The sequence below is a fragment of the Microbacterium sp. NPDC077663 genome, from assembly GCF_044542795.1.
Taxonomy (GTDB): domain Bacteria; phylum Actinomycetota; class Actinomycetes; order Actinomycetales; family Microbacteriaceae; genus Microbacterium.
In genome coordinates this window covers 895,704-913,154 of the sequence record NZ_JBITVE010000002.1, presented here as the reverse complement: position 1 = coordinate 913,154, position 17,451 = coordinate 895,704, and the positions used below count along the sequence as shown (strand labels likewise).

Sequence of the window (17,451 nt, the reverse complement as noted above, 5' to 3'; positions counted from 1 at the left end):
TCAGCCGCCGAACTCGGCGTGCACCACGATCTCACTGTGGTTCCAGGCGCAGGCCTCGGCGATGGGACGCTGGGTCTCCCAGTACTCCTGCACCTCCGTCATCCCGCCGGGGATGGGTGAGCGCTCCATGAGCACGACCTGCACGGCGGCGAACTCATCCGCCAGGGCGGTCTGCGACGAGGCGGCGAGAACCTCCGCCGCCCGGGCCGCGGCATCCAGGCGTGCATTCCATTCGTCGGCGCCGAAGGCGGCGTAGAAGCCGTACCCGTCGTCGGCGTTCGTCACCTGGCTGTGGATCTGCGAGTACGCCGCACACTCCTCGACGAGCACCTCGTCCTGGGCGAACGCCTCAGGCGAGTAGGTCACGACCGCGGTCCATTCGACATCCGGCTCGACCCACAGCGACAGGGCCGGCGCAGACTGCGCGACCCACGGCCATGCGAGGGTCCGAGACCCCTCGCAGACGCCCGACAGCGGCGCCTGCCCGAGCATCATCGCGTCGCCCAGCTCCGCGGTGAAGCGGGACTCGGCGCCGCAGGTCAGATCCACCCGTACCGTGCGCGTGCCCCCCGGCACGGTGAGCGCGATCTTCTCCTCGAACCGTGGACCGACACCGGTCAGGGTCTGCTCGCCGAGCATCGCATCGGCAGCCGGCGCCGCCACGGGGGTCGCCTCGGGGATCACCGGAGGGCTGGCCTCGGGTGTCTGAGCGATGCTCGCGACTCCCGCTGTCGAGGCGCATCCCGCCAGGACCACCGCCGCCGCGGCGAGCGTGACACCAGTCCACACTCTGCTCGGGCGCCTCGCGCCGGCATCCCCCCAGATCATCCCCCCTGTCTAGCAGAGGGCTCAGCGCGTGCGCAGCCGAGCGGCGCGGACGAGCTGGATCGCGCCGAGAAGGATGAGCGAGACACCCATCCACAGCCAGAGGACGAGCGCGCCCCAGATCGGGGCGAAGAGGATGACGACACCGGCGACGAGGCTCAGAACGGCGAACGCGATCGTCCAGCCGCGCGAGCGCGTCCCCCGCAGCGTCGTGAGGGCGACGACCCCCTCGACGATCCACAGGATGCCGACCAGCGCCCCGAGGAACGTCGCCAGCGTCTCGGCGGCGAGCCCGAGGTTCGAGAAGGCCACCACCCCGCCGACGACGAAGATCAGCCCGAGCGCGATGTGTCCCACGCGGGCCCAGGAGCCCGCCGTGCGCGACAGCACACCGATCGCGAGGTTCACGACCCCCGCGAGGACCGCCCATGCGGCGATGATCCCCGCGACGACCATCGCCGTCTTCCCCGGCCAGACCAGGATCAGGATGCCGACCACGATCGCCAGCACACCGCCGATCAACAACGCCCCGCGGATGCCACCGACGACCGTCCGCACCGACCCCTGCACGCTCATCCCGCTCTCCCCTCGCCCGATGCGGCCAGGCTAGCCCCGCGCCTCGGGGCCGACAAGGCGCATGACGAGCCCTCCCCCAGCGGGTGCAGGACGTTCACCGGGGACATCCTCAGTCGGGGCGCCCCGGGCGCGGCTAGGCTGGGACGTCACCCGTGCCCGCCGAGCATCGCGAGCCCCATCATGGATCTGTCGATCATCGTTCCGACCTTCAACGAAGGTCCGAACGTCGTCGAACTGCTGCGGCGCATCGAGGACGCCCTCACCGACCGCGTGTTCGAAGTGATCTTCGTCGACGACTCGACCGACGACACCCCCGACATCATCGCGGACGCGGCCCGGACGTCGCCGTTCCCCGTGCGGCTGATCCACCGGGCAGACCCCGTCGCCGGCCTGGGCGGCGCGGTCGTCGCCGGGTTCCAGGCGGCGACCTCGCGGTGGTGCCTGGTGATGGACGGTGACCTCCAGCATCCGCCCGAAGACATCCCGCGACTCATCGACCGCGCCGAGCAGGGAGACGTCGACGTCGTCGTCGCGTCGCGCTACGCGTCGGGCGGGACCTCGAAGGGACTCGCCGACGCGACGCGCACCGCCGTCTCGCGGGCGTCGACGGCCCTCACCAAGGCGATGTTCCCGCGCAAGCTCGCGAACTGCTCCGACCCCATGACCGGGTTCTTCCTGCTCGACACCCAGGCCGTCGACGTCGAGGCCCTGCGCCCCCGGGGGTTCAAGATCCTGCTCGAGGTGCTCGCCCGTCGCCAGCTGCGCGTCGACGAGATTCCCTTCGACTTCGCCCAGCGTCACGCCGGCACGTCGAAGGCGACCTTCACGCAGGGGGTCCGCTTCCTCACGCAGCTGGCGATGCTGCGCTTCGGACGGATGTCGGCGTTCGCCCTCGTCGGCGGATTCGGCGCCATCGCCAACCTGGTGATCATGTGGGGACTCATCCGCCTGGGGATGGATTACGTCCCGGCGGCGGTCGTCGCGAGCGTCGTGACAATCATCACGAACTTCCTGCTGCTCGAGTACCTCGTCTTCGCCGACATGCGCTCCGAATCGGGGCGCATGCTCACCCGGTTCCTGAAGTCGTTCAGCTTCAACGGACTCGAGGCCGTGATCCGCATCCCGGTCCTGTCGATCCTCGTCGAGGGGGCGCACATCCCCGCGGTCCTCGCCGCCGCGCTCACCCTCGTCGCCGCCTTCGTGCTGCGCTTCGTCTTCCACGCCCTCGTCGTCTACGCGCCCCGCAGGTCGGGGCGAGGCGCCCCGCACCCCGACGCCGCGCCCGCCACCGCGGGCAGGCGTACCCTGGAGTGATGACCGACACGTCCGCTCAGATCACGATGTTCGGCGCCGATTGGTGCCGCGACTGCCGCCGCACGAAGGCGCAGCTCGACGGCCTCGGCATCGACTACCGCTACGTCGACCTCGAAGCGGAGCCCGACGCCGCCGACGTCGCCCGCGAGATCTCGGGGCGCACCAACATCCCCGTCGTCGTGTACCCCGACGCCACGCACCACGTCGAGCCGAGCAACGACGACGTCGCGGCCAAGCTCCGCGAGCTCTCGCTCATCTGAGTCCACCCGCCCCACGACGATGACGACGACGTCACCGGCCACCCCACGGGACCTCTCCCCCGACGCCGACACCCGAGCCACCCTGGACGCCGCGCTCGAGCGCCTGCGCACCGGGTCCGCGGCCTGGCGCGATCTCACGGCCGCGGCCCGCCGCGACCTCCTCCGCGAGATCCGCTCGTCCGTGGGAGCAGCGGCCGAGGACTGGGCGCGCGTCGCCGCCGAGAGCAAGGGCCTCGACCCGCGGCATCCGCTCGCCGGCGAGGAGTGGCTCGCGGGGCCGTATGCCGCGATCGTCGCACTCGACGCCTACGCCGACAGCCTCGACGCCCTCGCCCGGGGACGGAGCCCTCTCGCGGGCGTCCGCACCGGCACCGGCCCCGGAGGGCGCACCGTCGTGCACTCCTCGCCGCTGCGGGCCTCGGACCGCCTACTGCTGTCGGGGTACACCACCGAGGTGTGGTTGCAGCCGGGCGTCACGCCGCACGAGGCGAGGGATGCCGCGGGCCTCGCGTCGCGACATCCGCACCGTGCCGGCGGCGTCGGACTCGTCCTCGGTGCCGGGAACGTGACCTCCATCCCGTTCCTCGACGTCCTCTACGAGCTGCTGGCCGAAGGTCGCGTCGTCCTGCTGAAGGTGAACCCGACGCAGGACGCGCTCGTCCCCGTCTTCGAGCGCGTCTTCGCACCGCTGATCCGCCGTGGGTTCGTCGCCGTGACGAGCGGGGGCGGCGATGTCGGCGCCTACCTCACGCGGCATCCCGGGATCGACCACGTCCACATCACCGGGTCGGAGGCCACCTTCCGGGCCATCGTCGGTGCGGGCGACGACCGGCTGCGCGTGCCGATCACCGCGGAGCTCGGCGGGGTCTCGCCGATCGTCGTCGTGCCGGGGCGGTGGGCGGCGGCGGACCTGCGCTTCCAGGCCGAGCACGTCGCGACGATGCGCCTGCACAACAGCGGGCACAACTGCATCGCGGGGCAGGTCGTGCTGCTCAGCCGCGAGTGGGAGCAGCGCGAGGAGTTCCTGCGCGAGCTGCGTCGGGCTCTGGCGCGGGCGCCGCGACGACCCGTCTGGTACCCGCACGCGGCGGATCGTCTGCGCCGGGTCGGCGAGGCGTACCCCGACGCCGTCTGGTTCGCCGACGACACGCGCGCGCTGGTCACCGGCGGCGGCGAGGTCGAAACCACCGAGTACTTCGCTCCGGTCCTGGGCGTCGTCGACCTGCCGGGCACCGGTGCCGCCTTCCTCGACGCCGCGATCACGCACGCCAACGAGCGGCTGACCGGGACCCTCGGGGCGAACGTCCTCGTCGACCCGGCCACCCTGGCCGGTCTCGGCACGGGGTTCGACGACGCGATCGCGCGGCTGCGGTACGGCACCGTCGCCGTGAACGCGTGGACCGCGTTCGGCTTCCTGACACCGACCGCCACCTGGGGCGCCTACCCGGGCGGGACGGTCGAGGACGCGCCCAGCGGCATCGGCGTCGTCCACAATGCGCTGCTGCTCGACCGGGTGGAGCGCACCGTCGTCCGCGGACCGTTCCGGCCGTTCCCCCGCTCGCTCGGCCGGGGGCGGTTCTCGGTGCTGCCGAAGCCGCCGTGGTTCGTCACCTCCCGCACCGGGCGGGCCGTGTCGGAGGGCTTCGCACGCTTCCGCATGGACGGACGGATCGTGCCGCTGCTGGTCACGCTCTTCCGGGCATTCGGCGCCTGACGCGACGCGCCACAGATGGCGGCCACCTGCAGGCCGCGGGTGACGAGATGAACATCGTCTGACGCCGAGTTTACGAATCGGACTCGCACCCTCGGGCGACGCACGCTACAGTTGCCTCCGAGTGGATCGCGCGGCCGGGGGGTCGCGCGGAGGTCTTTGGGGGACCGCGAAGCTCGCTTGGGGAACATGCAGACGCCGTGGGGGCGGATGCAGTGACGCACATTGCTTGGGGGCATGATGCGGCGACAGACCGATGTCTGTGGGGGCGATCGGTGACCGCGGTCGACGGTCTCGCACCGGGTCTCACGCTGCCCGGACTCAGCCCTCGGGCGGGTGTCCGCGGCGCGATCGGCGAAGCTCCGCGCGCCTCGGCGGCCCTGGTCGGCCGGCAGCAGTGGGAACGACGCTTCCGCACTCGCCTCCGGGTGAACGACGCCGTCGTCGCGGCGGTCTCGTGCACCTTCGCCGCCATCGTGTCCCTGAACGCCGCCGCGCCCGCCGACATCGCCGTCCGCAGTCGAGTGATCATCGCGATCGCGACCGCGGTGATCTGGCTGGTCTCCCTCGGCCTCTTCAACACCCGCTCGACGACGGTCGTGGGGACCGGACCGACCGAGTACGCCCGCGTCGCCCACGCGACCGGACTGGCGTTCGGGCTGCTCGCCATCGTGTTCGTGGTCTTCGAGTGGCACGGCATCCGCGCGCAGCTGTTCACGGCGCTCCCCCTCGGCACCCTCGCCCTGCTGGTCTCGCGCTGGGCCTGGCGGCGGTGGCTTCTCGCGCAGCGCGCCGAGGGCCGCTACGCCTCACGCACCGTCGTCGTCGGCTCCCGCGACGACGTGGAGTACGCGATCCGGAGCCTGGGACCGACCGGTCAGCTCGGTTACCTCGTCGTGGGCGTCGCGCTCCTCGACGATGCGGACTCGCCCCTCGCCGTCGACGGGGTCGACTACCCCGTCACGCGCGGCGACGACGCCGTCCTGCGGGCAGCGGCGATCCATCAGAGCGACACCATCGTCGTCGCGAGCCAGCCCGTCGGCGACCCGGCCTTCGTGAAGCGTCTCGCGTGGGCGCTCGAGGGGAGCGCTGCGGAACTCGTCATCTCGAGCCGTCTCACCGACGTGGCGGGACCTCGCATGTCGCTGCGGCCCGTCGAGGGCATGCCTCTCATCCACGTCAAGATCCCGAGCTTCGAGGGTGCCGCCTTCTACGTGAAGCGCGCCCTGGACGTCGTCGTGTCCCTGACCGCCCTCATCCTCTTCGCGCCGTTCGCCCTTGCGATCGCGATCGCGATCGCGGCCGACGACGGCGGGCCCGTCTTCTTCCGGCAGGCACGGGTCGGCCGCGACGGCCACGAGTTCGCGATCCTCAAGTTCCGCACCATGCGGGTGGATGCCGAGGATGAGCTCGCCGCGCTGCTTGCCCGAAACGAGGGGTCGGGTCCCCTGTTCAAACTCCGGCAAGATCCGCGCGTGACGCGCGTCGGCCGATTCTTGCGGTCGTTCTCGCTCGACGAGGTGCCGCAGTTCTGGAACGTGCTGCGCGGCGACATGAGCGTCGTCGGCCCGCGTCCGCCGTTGCCGTCCGAGGTCACCGCCTACGACGGCGCCGTCCACCGCCGCCTCTACATCAAGCCGGGCATCACCGGCCCGTGGCAGGTCGGCGGACGCAGCGACCTCTCCTGGGAGGAGAGCGTCCGGCTCGATCTCCGGTACGTCGAGAACTGGACCGTCATGACGGACCTCGTTCTGATGTGGCGGACAGCCAAGGTCATGGTCACCACCGAGGGAGCGTACTGATGGTCATCGAAATCCCGCGGCGTCTCGACACCGAGCCGGTCCGCCTCGCCCAGGACGAGCGTCCCCGTGCCACCCGGACGCTCGAGATCGCCATGATCGGCACCCGTGGCGTTCCCGCCTCCTACGGCGGATTCGAGACCGCGGTCGAAGAGATCGGTCGGCGGCTCGTCGAGCGCGGGCACGCCGTCACCGTGTACACGCGAGGCTCGGAGAGCCGTGCACGCGAGTACCTCGGCATGAAGGTGGTCCACCTGCCGGCGCTGCGGGTCAAGCAGCTCGAGACTCTGAGCCACACCGGACTCTCGGCCGTGCACGCCGTGTTCGGCCGGCGACCGGATGCCGCCTTCGTGTTCAACGCCGCGAACTCGCCCTTCTTGCCCGCACTGCGAGCCCGCGGCATCCCGACCGCCCTGCACATGGACGGGCTGGAGTGGAAGCGGTCCAAGTGGGGTCGCCGGGGCAAGGCCTACTACCGGTGGGCGGAGGAGTTCGGCGTCCGCACGGCGGACGCCCTCATCGCGGACGCGCCCGGCATCAGTGACTACTACGACCGCGAGTTCGGGGTGCCGACCGAGCTCATCCGCTACGGTGCGCCGATCCTGGAGGATGCCCCGACCGACGGCATCCGCGCCCTCGGTTTCACGCCGGGCGAATACCACCTCGTCGTCGCACGCTTCGAGCCGGAGAACCACGTGCTCGAGATCGTCGAGGGGTACCGGAGGAGTTCCGCGACACGCCCCCTCGTCGTCGTCGGCTCAGCACCCTACGCCGCCGAGTACACGCAGCAGATCCGCGCCGCCGCCGGCGGCGACCCCCGCATCCACTTCCTCGGCGGCGTGTTCGATCAGGACCTGCTGGACGCGCTCTACTTCCACGCACTCACCTACGTGCACGGCCACTCGGTCGGCGGCACCAACCCGTCGCTCCTGCGGGCGATGGGTGCGGGCACCGCCGTGCTCGCCTACGACGTCGGCTTCAACCACGAGACGCTGGCCGAGCAGGGGTTGTTCTTCGCGGATGCCGCAGAAGCCACCCGCCATTTCGCCACGCTCGAGGGCGACCCCGCGGGTGCGGCCGTGATGGGCCGGATCGTCCGCGAACGCGCTCGCGCGGCGTTCCGCTGGGACGACATCGCGGGCGACTACGAGGACCTCGCGATACGGCTCGCTCGGCGGGAATCGATGCACCTCCTCGGCCGTCGTGCACGGCGCCGGCCGGACTCCACCCACTGACCCGAGACCCCCGACGTCGGGCCGCGCTGTGCGGCACCGCGGCCCGACGGTCGGAAAGGACACCGAATGCGCATCCTCCTCGCCTGGACGGATGAGACCTCGCCGAATCTGGGAGTCCGTGCCCTGGGCCGCGGCTCGCAGGACCTGCTCCGGCGCATCTGGCCGGACGCCGAGTTCACGTACATGAACTACGGCTCGAAGCCGGAGTCGGTCACGTGGTCGCCGCGCGGTCTCGTGCGCGAGTGGGTGACCGGTCGCCGCGGCATGCGCGACTGGATCGACGGCTTCGACCTCTACTGGGACACCCGCTCGGGCGACAGCTTCTCGGACATCTATGGCCTGCCCCGGCACACGACGATGTCGATGATCCACGAGTTCGCGGCGCGCCGACACGTCCCGACGATCCTCGCGCCGCAGACGATCGGTCCCTTCGGGTCGCGCAGGTCACGCCTGCTCGCGCGGCGAGACGTCCACAGGTCTCGGCTCGTGCTCGCCCGCGACCCGCTCAGCGCCGCCGCGTCGGCGAGGCTCGGCCGTCCGGTCGATCTCACCACGACGGACCTCGTGTTCGGCATCGATCAGCCCACGCCGGAGCCGGGGCATGACGTCCTGCTGAACGTATCGGGACTGCTGTGGCGCTCCGCCCAGCACGGCGATCCCGCGGTCTACCGACGTCAGATCGAGTCGGTAATCGACGGGCTGCTCGACCGCGGCCGCTCGATCACTCTGTTCCCCCACGTCCTCGACTCCGCGGACCCCGACAACGACGTCCCGGTCGCGCGGGAGTTGCATGAGCGTTACGAGGGTCGTCTGGGACTCGTGGTGCCTCGTGACCTCGAGCACGCGCGGTCCGTCATCGCCGGGGCCTCTCTCGTCATCGGTGCCCGCATGCACGCCTGCCTCAACGCGCTGTCGACGGGCACCCCGGCGATCGCGATGGCGTACTCGCGCAAATTCGCTCCTCTCATGGGCGAGCTGGGGTGGCCTCACGTGGTCGATGCGGGAGCAGGCGACGACGCTGCCGAGCGCATCCTCGCTGCGACGGATGATCCGCACCTCGCCGAGCATGCGCGGCAGGCCCAGCACCGGGGACAGCAGCTGCTGGCCGGCATCCGGCACCTTGTCGAGGCGACACGATGATGGCGCCCCTGACGTTCGTCACCGTCGTGTTCGAGGCCGAGATCCCTCTCCTCGAGCTGCAGGCGCGCTCGATGTCGCGCTACCTCGACCCCTCGAGCGTCGACCGGATCCTCATCCTGGACAACTGTGTCCTCGGCCTGAGCGGACACTCGCGGCGGCGCCTGCTGCGGGAGTACGGCGCGCTGCAGCGCCGCGTCCGATTCGCACGGACCACCGAACTCATCGACCCGGGCGCGACCGGGGGGTGGCGCAGCCAGCAAGCGGCGAAGCTCGCGATCGCCCGCCGGGTCGAGACGCCGCATTACGTCGTCCTCGACGCGAAGAACCACTTCACACGAGCCACACGCGCCGCGGAATTCGTCGATGCGACCGGACGGGCATTCGGTCGCTCGCACCCCTACACGTCGCACCCGCTCCGCGGCTCACTCGTGGGGACCCTCACCTACCTCGGCGCGGACAGCTCTCAGATCGAGCGGGCCGTCTCCGCCTTCCCGCCGACCGCGACGCCCTTCGTCTTCGACACGGACACCGTCCGCGCCCTGATGGATGACATCGAGCGTCGGTCGGGGCTGGTCTTCGCAGAGGAGTTCGAGCGTCGGAAGCTGCTCGAGTTCTTCCTGTACGCGGGATGGGTGGAGACGCGGGGACCCGGCCTTCCCGTCCTCCGCAACAACCTGCCCATCCCTTCGCCGACAGTGTGGCCGAAGGCGGCATCCGTCGATGGAATCAGAGCCGCGGTCGCGGAACACCGCCGTGACGATGCCGCTGTGTTCGCCGTCCACCGCCAGGTGCTCGCCGCCGCCGACCCGGTCACCCGTGATCGGATCGCCGAAGCGTGGACCACGTTCGGCCTGTTCCCGGATGCCGCGTCAGCCGGCAGCTTCATCCGCCGCTTCCGTCGCCGGTACCTCCCCGCCATCGTGTGGACCCGCGGCATCGAGCGGCTGCGGCGCACTCTCGGTCACGGGAAGCGGGCGCCGAGGCTCACCTCGCCCGAACGCAGGTCGGAGACCTCCGCGACTTGAGCCGGCACCGGCACCGCGATCTGCGTCTCCTGCGACTCCTGCGCGGATCGTAGCGAGTAGTCCCCGTGGACGGGGGACGAGGTCTGCTCGAGCAGGACCGATCGCTTCTCGCGTCCCGTGGCCGAGGTGAAGTCGGCGAGCGTCGAGAAGCCCTCAGATGATCCTGCCGCGCCACGCGAGTAGATCGCGAACCACCGCGGCGCCGCCGCGGAGGTCCGGTGATACAGATTGCCCTCCGCTCGCGTCACCATCTGACCACCGACGAGGGCTCGCGAGAAGTCGTCGACGCATACGAGGCAGTCGCCCTGAGGTTCCGCGACGACGTTGTTCGCGAGCACGACACCCTTGGTCATCCAGGGGATGAGGCTGTTCGTGGACCGCCGCTTGTTCTGCGTGACGGAGATGTTGCGCTCGTTCCCCACGAGTGTGTTGTTCCAGATCGACGCACCGCCCGCATTGGCGATCAGGACACCGTTCACGCCGTTGTCGGCGATGAGGTTGTCGGCGAAGACCCCACGCTCCGAGAGTTCGAACACCACCCCGTTGCCGGTGTTGCGAAGGCTGTCGTTTCCGCTGAAGACCACCCCGTAGTTCGACTCGTCGAACCAGGGGCCCTGGCCGAAGTTGTCCGCGAAGACGCTGTCGGCGACGACGACGTCCGACGAGCTGTGGATCTTCAGCGCGCCCGACACGGGCGCCCGATTGAATCGCTCGCGGTTGTTACCGGTCGAGAGCATCCGACGAACCTCGAGACCGTCCGCCTGCGAGGCGCCGGCACCGAGCAACCCGTTGCCGATGACCGACACGTCCGACAGGGTCGTGTTCCTCGACCATGTGTACAAGCCGGTCGTGGAGTTGTCGCGGATGGTCACGTGGGACAACGTCACGTCGTTCGCGGCCACGATCACCGTGCCCATCGACGGCACGCTGGTCGCGAAGCGTCGCACACCGATCCCCTGGACGAGCGAGCCCGCCGAACGGACGGAAAGGGCGCTGATCAGCGTGCTGACCTTGGCCTTCTTACCGGTCAGGTCCGTTCCGACCACGAGTTCATCGGCCTTCTCGTCCACGTAGAAGCGGCCGTTCGCGACCTGGGACCGTGAGGCGACCTGCGTGAGCTGCCGCCCGTCGACCCACACCTGATCGGGATGTGCCGCCATGGGGTACGCGGGGTCGACGAAGCGCCAGCCGTCCTCCGTGCCGTCCGGCGCGCCACGCTTGAAGGTGGGACTGGCGTCGAGGGTCTGCGTCCACCCCGAGCGGATCCACACGGACCCCGACTTCCGCCACCCGGTCACCGTCTCGGCACCGTCCAACCAGACGGCCTCGGCGCGGTAGGGCTGGAGCGTCACCCGCTTCTGCGGCGGGATGATGACGCTCTCGTGGTAGGTCCCCCCTCGGAGGGCGATGGTTCCGCCGTTCGACACCTTCTTCACAGCAGCGGTGATCGTCCGCAGCGGGGAGGCCACCGTACCCGCGGCCGAATCGCTCCCGGTCGGTGAGACGATGACCGCGTTCGACGGCACAGCGTACGTTCTCGTCCCCGGCTCTGCCGCCCCGGCGCCTGCACGTGCACCCGCGATTGTTCCCGCAGTGGGGGGTGGGGACGCAGGCTCGCTGGGCTGCGGTGTCGGTGTGGGTGTGGGCGACGGGGATGCAGCCACTGCGGCGGACACTCTCAGGTCGTCGACACCGACTCGCAGGGCCTTCGTCGAGGCGGAGGTGTACAGGGAGAACTCGACCCCACCCGACCCGGCGATGCGCTCGGGTGAGGAGTCGGTGTGCGTGATCGTCCGCGCGCTGGACTCGGACGCTCCGGACGCCCAGATCTTGCCGGTGAGCTCGACCTTGCTGGACCCGGTCGCCTGCACCCGCACGTTCAGTGTGCCTCCTGCGCGGACCCGATCCTTCAGACGCACACGCTCGAGCGTGGTCACCGCCGCGCCGGATCGCTTCTCCAGCGTGAGATCGATCTCACCGCCGACCATGACGCGGACACCCACGACGTAGGCACCCTTCGGGGTGGCGCGCACGCCGTGCGAAAGGTAGAGGCCGCTCCCGCTCGTGGGGAGAGTCGGCACAGTCATCGTGAATCGCGAGTCGACGTCGCGCGCCGAGATCGGGAGTGTCAGACGCGACGTGCGCCCCGGCCTCGGGCTGGTCACCCAGGCCTTGTCCCCCGTCACGGAGGCGACCGTTCCGGAGAGCGTGCTCCATGTACCGCCCGATGCTGCCTTGCCCCAGCCCGATGCGACTGTTCGCGACATCGCGTCGGTCGCGTACACGGTGGGCGCGGCGGAGGCCGGTGCACCACTGGCCACCAGCGTGCTCAGGATCAGAACGAACGCCAGGGCCAGGGAGACGCCGGAGGCGCGTCTGGGCAGGGGAAACGGGGACATGGGGCCTCAATTCGCCGGGGGGAGCGACAGACGAAGCGACAACGAATTGCGTCGCGAACGGGGGAAAGTTTCGATGACGGTATCAGAGCCATTGTGCGCCCCTGTTTCCGATGAGAGATCCCTCATGCGGAGGTCGGAGCAGAGCCGGTATTGTCTCCTCTCCATCTCGCCCCGGCGAACGCTGTCGGCCAGCGCGCGCGCCCCCGTAGAATGGGTGAACTTGGGGGAGGGGGACCGATGGCGGAAACAACGCCGTGGTCGGGGCATTGGCTGCTGAGTGCGCTGCGGAAGTTCTGGTGGGGAGTCGCTGTGTGCGCCGTCGTCGGGGGCGCACTGGCCTATGGGCTCTCCGCGCTGGAAACCCCTCGCTATCAGTCGACGGCTTCGCTGTACTTCGCGCTCAACCAGGGGACCAACGCGTCCGACCTGAATCAGGGTTCCGCGTACACCCAGAATCAGATGCTCTCCATCGCGCAGCTGGCCACGACATCTCGGGTGCTCGAACCGGTGATCGCAGAACTCGGCATCGACACGACACCACGGGAGCTCGCGCGGTCGATCGATGTCGCGATCCCGCAGGACACCGTCATCCTCCGCATCACCTCCACGACGACCAACGCTGAACGCGCTGCCACGCTGTCGAACGCGGTCGCGGCCGAGCTCGCGGATGTCGTCCTCGAGATCTCTCCGAAGGGCGCGGAGGGAGCGCCGACCATCACCGCGGAGACGATCGATGAGGCGGTGGTACCGGCATCCCAGTCGTCACCGAACAAGCCGCGCGATGCCCTCCTCGGCGTCCTTCTGGGTGCCATCATCGGCATCGCCGGCGCGCTGATCTTCAGCGCCGCTGACACACGCGTGCGCAACGAGGACATCCTCGCGCGTGTCAGCGGCACCCCTGTTCTCGGGGTCATCACCCGAGCACCGCTGCTCGCACACCGTGCAGCGGGTGTCGCTCAGGAGCCGATGGGCCGATCGGCCGAGGAGTTCCGACGGCTGCGGTCCGCACTGACCTACGCGAACGTCGGGTCGCGTACCTCCACTCTGCTCGTCACGTCGGGGTCCCCCGGCGAAGGCAAGTCCACCGTCGCCGTCAACCTCGCCCTGACGCTCGCGGATCTCAATCACCGGGTCCTGCTGATCGATGCCGACCTGCGACGCCCCCAGGTCCACGCGTTCTTCGGCATCGAGGATGCCGTGGGTCTGACGTCCGTCCTGCTGAAGATGCACGACTTCGAAACCGCACGCTACCCGTTCCGATCCTCGACGCTAGACGTCCTCCCCTCGGGCGGCACTCCCCCCAACCCGGCGGAGATCCTCGCCTCGCGCGCGATGGCTGAACTGCTCGCGCAGTCGGCCGAAAGCTACGACTTCGTCGTGGTGGACGCTCCCCCCATCCTCAATGTCGCCGACGCGAGTCTGCTCGCCCCCGCGGTCGACGGCGTCCTCTTCGTCGTCGACGCGACGAAGACGCGCCGCCCGAACGCGGCCAAGTCGATCAAGCTTCTCGAGGGTGCGGGAGCCCGCGTTCTGGGCAGCATCCTCAATCGTGCCCGCCACGACAAGAAGTCCGGCGACTACTACGGCCCGGTCACCCGAGTGAGGGCTTCGGCAGACGACGTGGGGACGGCGCGACCGCCGGCCTGATCACGGCTTGCGTGCAACGTGGCGCTCCCAGCGCTCTGCGAACTCACGCAGCTGGGTGTGAAGAGTGAGGGTCGACTCGCGAACGGCCTGCAGCGCGCGCCGGTGATCACGAAGCCGCCGGTTGTGAGCGTCAGCGATGTCGGCGTCGTCGGAACGGTTCCGCCCGCCCACCCAGCGACTCCACCCCGACGCCGTCTCCACACGGACGCTGCCGCGTCGCTGATCGAGGGCGTCCGTGAAAGCGGCGAGGAGGTCGACGCCTCCCGCCGCTCGGTTCGTCGGTACGAGTGGCGGGTCGACCTTCGCGAGGATCACCGCCTCGCGGAGTGTGAAAGTCCGCGAGCGCATCGCCGGGTCGAGTAGAGCGATCTCGGACCGCTCTGCCCGCGTCGCTGTGATCACCAGACCGGCGTCGAGGAGCAGGTCCCGGTCGAGGAGCCGAGCACCGTCATCGGAATCCTGCTCCGCGGAGTCGGGAGTGAGCGCTCGGACCTCTTCGCAGATCGGTTGACCCGCGACGGCCGCCACTCCTGCGCTGGCGACGTGCCACGGTTCTCCACCCGCGGCGAGATCGGCGGTGCGGAAGTCACGTTCCATCAACCGTGATCTGCAGACATTCGCGTGGCAGACGAAAAGGACGCCATCGGTCATACGAACCCTCCCGTGCGGGTGTCGTTCAGCCAGGGTTGGATTGTCGTCAATCGCGCTCCGAACAGTTCGTCGATCCCACCGGGAACACCGGCGTCGTGGTCGCGGGTCGCGGCGAACGCGGCGCGCGCGACGAGGACGCCCTCGCGAGCCGCATCTCCCCCGGACCACGTCTGCCCGGCGGCCGCCCACAGCTCTTCGAACTCGGCGTCGAACACGCCTCGACGGAACGCATCGAGGACGTCGCCGCCCGCCGAGATCAGCACACCGACGGGGTACGCGAAGAAGGGCTGCATCTGCAGATCACCCAGGTCGATCGGAACGGGCCGCTGCCCGCGTGACACCATCAGGTTCTTGGCCGTCGCTTCGTACGCGCTGGGCACCCAGGTCATCCGCGTCGCCAGATCCCCGAGGTGGGCGGCGTCCCATCGGTCGCGGAGCCCTCGATTCTGAATCAGTCGATCGAAGACGTGCGTCAAGAGGTCCCGCATCCCTGCGCCTTCGACGCCTGCGTGCGCCGTCAGCCGGGCGTACTCGGAGATCAACCGGCGAAGCGCGGACACCCGGGTGGCGAGAGGTAGGTCGAGCAGATGCTCCCCCAGAATCAGTTCCTCCACGACGAACTCGCCGGCGCCACCCACCGTGAACGCAGGAGCACCGACGTGGGCCGTGAATGCGCGCCGCATCCGCACGTACTCCGCGGTCACATCCCCCGTTCCGTAACGACGGATCACGCGACGTTCTTTCATGTCGAGCAGCACCGTCCCGCCATCGTGAGCCGCGATGGCGGCGTCCGCCGATCCGTGGCCACGGGTCACGAGGAAGGCATACCGGAGATCGCTCATCCACCGCAGCGGGTTCACTCTTCTGCGCGTCGATCCGAGACCCTTCGTGGTCGCGGCATGACCCGGAACAGGCCCGGATCCCAGCCGGCGCCACATCACAGGACCGGTTCTCACCCAGAAACCTCGCGCCAGATCGTCGCCGACCGCACGCACGCGCCGGCGACCGTCGGAAACCGAGAGCGGATGCGTCATATCAGCCCAACGCCGATCGATGTGCGGGGCGGTGGGCGGTGACTCGGCGGGAGATCTCGCTGACCTCCTGGAAGTACCTGTTGTCCCGCCGGAGGTTCTCCGCGGTGTCGAACCCCGCGATGGTGCCGTCTGCGACGACCATCACGCGGTCGCAGATCGCGAGTGTGGACAAGCGATGCGCCACCAAGAAGACCACGGCGTCTCCGCCCAGGTCATGGAGCGTCGACTGCACGGACTCCTCCGACTTCACGTCGAGGGCGCTCGTCGGCTCATCGAGGATCATCACCGCCGGCTTGGCCGCGAGTGCGCGCGCGAGGCAGATCCGTTGACGCTGACCCCCCGAGACGAGTGAGGCGCGGGCGCCGACGATCGTGTCGTAGCCTTCGGGCAGTCGCAGGATGTCTTCGTGGATGTGCGCCCGGCGGGCTGCCTCTTCGACTGCGGCGTCATCGATCCCATCGCGGAAGAAGCGGATGTTCTCGCGAACGGTTCCGTAGAAGAGCTGCGGCGATTGCGGGACGTAGGTCACCATTCGCCGCCAGTCGTCCCGGTCGATGTCGCCGGCGGCCGCCCCGTTCACGGAGTAGGTGCCCGTCGTGGGTTCGCGAAGTCGGAGAAGCAGCTGCACGAGCGTCGATTTGCCCGCACCCGACGGGCCGACGATCCCGACGATCTCGCCCATCTTGACCGAGAAGGAGATGTCGTGAAGGACGTCGACGCCGCGGTCGTACCCGAACCCGACACCGCTCATCGTGAGGTCGCCGATGCGATCGGCGGACTGGTGACCGGGGCGCTGCGGCTGCGATTCATATCGCTCGATGGCGTCCGCGAGATGGTGGACGAAGGGGAGCTTCTCGTCGACCGATGTGATCGCCCCTTGCACCCGCTGACCGTAGGTGACTGCTCGGATGAGGATGAGAACCACTGCCCCGAGGGTCGCGATGCTGCCCGCGCCGAGCAGGGCAACGACGCCCAGGGCGATCACGAGGACAAGAAGAGCCACACTCTGATACAGCGCAGGCACCGCTCCGGACAGGTAGCGGACCTTCTGGAAGGGCTGCTGGACGGCTCGCAGTTGGGCATAGAACCGCTCCCGATAGGCGGGGGTCGCCCCGAACACCTCCGTCTCCTCCGCCAGAGTCGCGACCTCCTGCGTCGTCTTGGCGTACTCGATGTTCTCCGAGCTCAGGACCGTGGAGTTGCGTCGCAGCGAACGCGACAGCGGCCGCAGCACGGCGAACAGCGCGAGCGAGACGATCGTGATGACGGCGGCGGCGGTGGGACTCATCGCGACTGCGGAGGCGAGGAGGCTCAGGAACATGAGCCCCGAAGAGATGACTCCCGCGATGAGGATGATCGTCTCGGACGTCGCCCGGACCTGGTTGAGCATGACGGACTGGAATCCACCGTCACGCTCGGCCGCCTTCGACGGCCACGCTGCGCCGACGAAGGCGTCGAACAGCCGCGTGCGCAAGTCGACCATCGCCTGACCGGCCATGACCGCCGGCAGGTAGGCGACCCACAGCTGCAGTGCGCCGCGCAGCACGGCGAGCGCGATCCCGACGATCAAGGTCGTCGGGATGTTCAGGGTCATCTGGAATCCGATGAGGCCGATCTGGACGTCGCGACTTTCTGCGAGCGCCAGCGCGAGCGCCGCGATCAATGTGAGGAGCGCCGCTTCGAACAGTCCCGCTGCCACGGAGGCGACCGCGATGAGGACGATCTTGCCTCGCGATCTCGTGAAGAACGGTGCGACCCGTCGCCACGCCGCGATCGACGCCTTCAGCGTCGTCAGCGCGGACTTCTTGGGTTTGCTTTCTCGACGTCCTGACAAT

Annotated in this window: 14 protein-coding genes; 8 read left to right on the top strand and 6 right to left on the bottom strand. The window is 69.5% G+C overall.

The genetic code is table 11. The annotated features are described in order from the left end of the window. Both ACIGEP_RS11890 and ACIGEP_RS11885 read right to left on the bottom strand, forming a co-directional pair. Nucleotides 1–828, bottom strand: coding sequence for a hypothetical protein (locus ACIGEP_RS11890; protein WP_396661827.1), 828 nt, complete (start codon nt 826–828; stop codon nt 1–3). 21 nt (nt 829–849) lie between these two features. Next, nucleotides 850–1,401 carry an HdeD family acid-resistance protein gene (locus tag ACIGEP_RS11885; protein WP_396661826.1) on the bottom strand — a complete coding sequence of 184 codons (552 nt, stop codon included), beginning with the start codon at nt 1,399–1,401 and terminating at the stop codon, nt 850–852. Between the two features lie 180 nt (nt 1,402–1,581). On the opposite strand from ACIGEP_RS11885, the gene ACIGEP_RS11880 reads away from it, so the two are divergent. The 7 genes from ACIGEP_RS11880 to ACIGEP_RS11850 all read left to right on the top strand — a co-directional run bounded on the left by ACIGEP_RS11880 (nt 1,582) and on the right by ACIGEP_RS11850 (nt 9,885). Further along, nucleotides 1,582–2,715 carry a glycosyltransferase gene (locus tag ACIGEP_RS11880; protein ID WP_396661825.1) on the top strand — a complete coding sequence of 378 codons (1,134 nt, stop codon included), beginning with the start codon at nt 1,582–1,584 and terminating at the stop codon, nt 2,713–2,715. Then, nucleotides 2,715–2,975, top strand: a complete 261-nt coding sequence (locus tag ACIGEP_RS11875) for a glutaredoxin family protein (protein ID WP_396661824.1) — start codon at nt 2,715–2,717, stop codon at nt 2,973–2,975. The genes ACIGEP_RS11880 and ACIGEP_RS11875 overlap by 1 nt, the downstream gene beginning before the upstream one ends. Before the next feature lie 19 nt (nt 2,976–2,994). Beyond that, nucleotides 2,995–4,689, top strand: a complete 1,695-nt coding sequence (locus tag ACIGEP_RS11870; RefSeq protein ID WP_396661823.1) for an aldehyde dehydrogenase family protein — start codon at nt 2,995–2,997, stop codon at nt 4,687–4,689. Between the two features lie 272 nt (nt 4,690–4,961). Then, complete coding sequence (locus ACIGEP_RS11865; protein ID WP_396661822.1) at nt 4,962–6,488, top strand: sugar transferase; 1,527 nt, start codon at nt 4,962–4,964, stop codon at nt 6,486–6,488. Continuing rightward, entirely contained in the window at nt 6,488–7,720 is a 1,233-nt protein-coding gene (locus ACIGEP_RS11860) for a DUF1972 domain-containing protein (protein ID WP_396661821.1), read from the top strand. The genes ACIGEP_RS11865 and ACIGEP_RS11860 overlap by 1 nt, the downstream gene beginning before the upstream one ends. Nucleotides 7,721–7,786: 66 nt before the next feature. Next, nucleotides 7,787–8,860 carry a polysaccharide pyruvyl transferase family protein gene (locus ACIGEP_RS11855; protein ID WP_396661820.1) on the top strand — a complete coding sequence of 358 codons (1,074 nt, stop codon included), beginning with the start codon at nt 7,787–7,789 and terminating at the stop codon, nt 8,858–8,860. Continuing rightward, nucleotides 8,857–9,885, top strand: coding sequence for a DUF6492 family protein (locus tag ACIGEP_RS11850; protein WP_396661819.1), 1,029 nt, complete (start codon nt 8,857–8,859; stop codon nt 9,883–9,885). The genes ACIGEP_RS11855 and ACIGEP_RS11850 overlap by 4 nt, the downstream gene beginning before the upstream one ends. Here ACIGEP_RS11850 and ACIGEP_RS11845 read toward each other — a convergent pair. After that, nucleotides 9,822–12,284 (bottom strand): right-handed parallel beta-helix repeat-containing protein, encoded by a 2,463-nt coding sequence (locus tag ACIGEP_RS11845; protein ID WP_396661818.1) that lies wholly within the window; start codon nt 12,282–12,284, stop codon nt 9,822–9,824. The genes ACIGEP_RS11850 and ACIGEP_RS11845 overlap by 64 nt on opposite strands. Nucleotides 12,285–12,521: 237 nt before the next feature. Here ACIGEP_RS11845 and ACIGEP_RS11840 point away from each other — a divergent pair, with 237 nt between their 5' ends. Continuing rightward, the gene (locus ACIGEP_RS11840) at nt 12,522–13,931 is read left to right on the top strand and encodes a polysaccharide biosynthesis tyrosine autokinase (protein WP_396661817.1); all 1,410 of its coding nucleotides are present in this window, start codon (nt 12,522–12,524) and stop codon (nt 13,929–13,931) included. On the opposite strand, the gene ACIGEP_RS11835 is transcribed toward ACIGEP_RS11840, so the two are convergent. The 3 genes from ACIGEP_RS11835 to ACIGEP_RS11825 form a co-directional block, all read right to left on the bottom strand. Further along, nucleotides 13,932–14,582, bottom strand: a complete 651-nt coding sequence (locus ACIGEP_RS11835) for a hypothetical protein (protein WP_396661816.1) — start codon at nt 14,580–14,582, stop codon at nt 13,932–13,934. Beyond that, on the bottom strand, nt 14,579–15,424 hold the full coding sequence (locus ACIGEP_RS11830; RefSeq protein ID WP_396661815.1) for a hypothetical protein: 846 nt from the start codon (nt 15,422–15,424) through the stop codon (nt 14,579–14,581). Before ACIGEP_RS11830 ends, ACIGEP_RS11835 begins: the two co-directional genes overlap by 4 nt. Nucleotides 15,425–15,617: 193 nt before the next feature. Further along, nucleotides 15,618–17,450, bottom strand: coding sequence for an ABC transporter ATP-binding protein (locus ACIGEP_RS11825; RefSeq protein WP_396661814.1), 1,833 nt, complete (start codon nt 17,448–17,450; stop codon nt 15,618–15,620). Nucleotide 17,451: the final 1 nt, after the last annotated feature.

What these genes read in the sequence shown, in the direction of transcription:
- ACIGEP_RS11890 (WP_396661827.1), bottom strand. Translation starts at nt 828, where the DNA reads ATGATCTGGGGGGATGCCGGCGCGAGGCGCCCGAGCAGAGTGTGGACT.
- ACIGEP_RS11885 (WP_396661826.1), bottom strand. Translation starts at nt 1,401, where the DNA reads ATGAGCGTGCAGGGGTCGGTGCGGACGGTCGTCGGTGGCATCCGCGGG.
- ACIGEP_RS11880 (WP_396661825.1), top strand. Translation starts at nt 1,582, where the DNA reads ATGGATCTGTCGATCATCGTTCCGACCTTCAACGAAGGTCCGAACGTC.
- ACIGEP_RS11875 (WP_396661824.1), top strand. Translation starts at nt 2,715, where the DNA reads ATGACCGACACGTCCGCTCAGATCACGATGTTCGGCGCCGATTGGTGC.
- ACIGEP_RS11870 (WP_396661823.1), top strand. Translation starts at nt 2,995, where the DNA reads ATGACGACGACGTCACCGGCCACCCCACGGGACCTCTCCCCCGACGCC.
- ACIGEP_RS11860 (WP_396661821.1), top strand. Translation starts at nt 6,488, where the DNA reads ATGGTCATCGAAATCCCGCGGCGTCTCGACACCGAGCCGGTCCGCCTC.
- ACIGEP_RS11855 (WP_396661820.1), top strand. Translation starts at nt 7,787, where the DNA reads ATGCGCATCCTCCTCGCCTGGACGGATGAGACCTCGCCGAATCTGGGA.
- ACIGEP_RS11850 (WP_396661819.1), top strand. Translation starts at nt 8,857, where the DNA reads ATGATGGCGCCCCTGACGTTCGTCACCGTCGTGTTCGAGGCCGAGATC.
- ACIGEP_RS11845 (WP_396661818.1), bottom strand. Translation starts at nt 12,284, where the DNA reads ATGTCCCCGTTTCCCCTGCCCAGACGCGCCTCCGGCGTCTCCCTGGCC.
- ACIGEP_RS11840 (WP_396661817.1), top strand. Translation starts at nt 12,522, where the DNA reads ATGGCGGAAACAACGCCGTGGTCGGGGCATTGGCTGCTGAGTGCGCTG.
- ACIGEP_RS11835 (WP_396661816.1), bottom strand. Translation starts at nt 14,582, where the DNA reads ATGACCGATGGCGTCCTTTTCGTCTGCCACGCGAATGTCTGCAGATCA.
- ACIGEP_RS11830 (WP_396661815.1), bottom strand. Translation starts at nt 15,424, where the DNA reads ATGAGCGATCTCCGGTATGCCTTCCTCGTGACCCGTGGCCACGGATCG.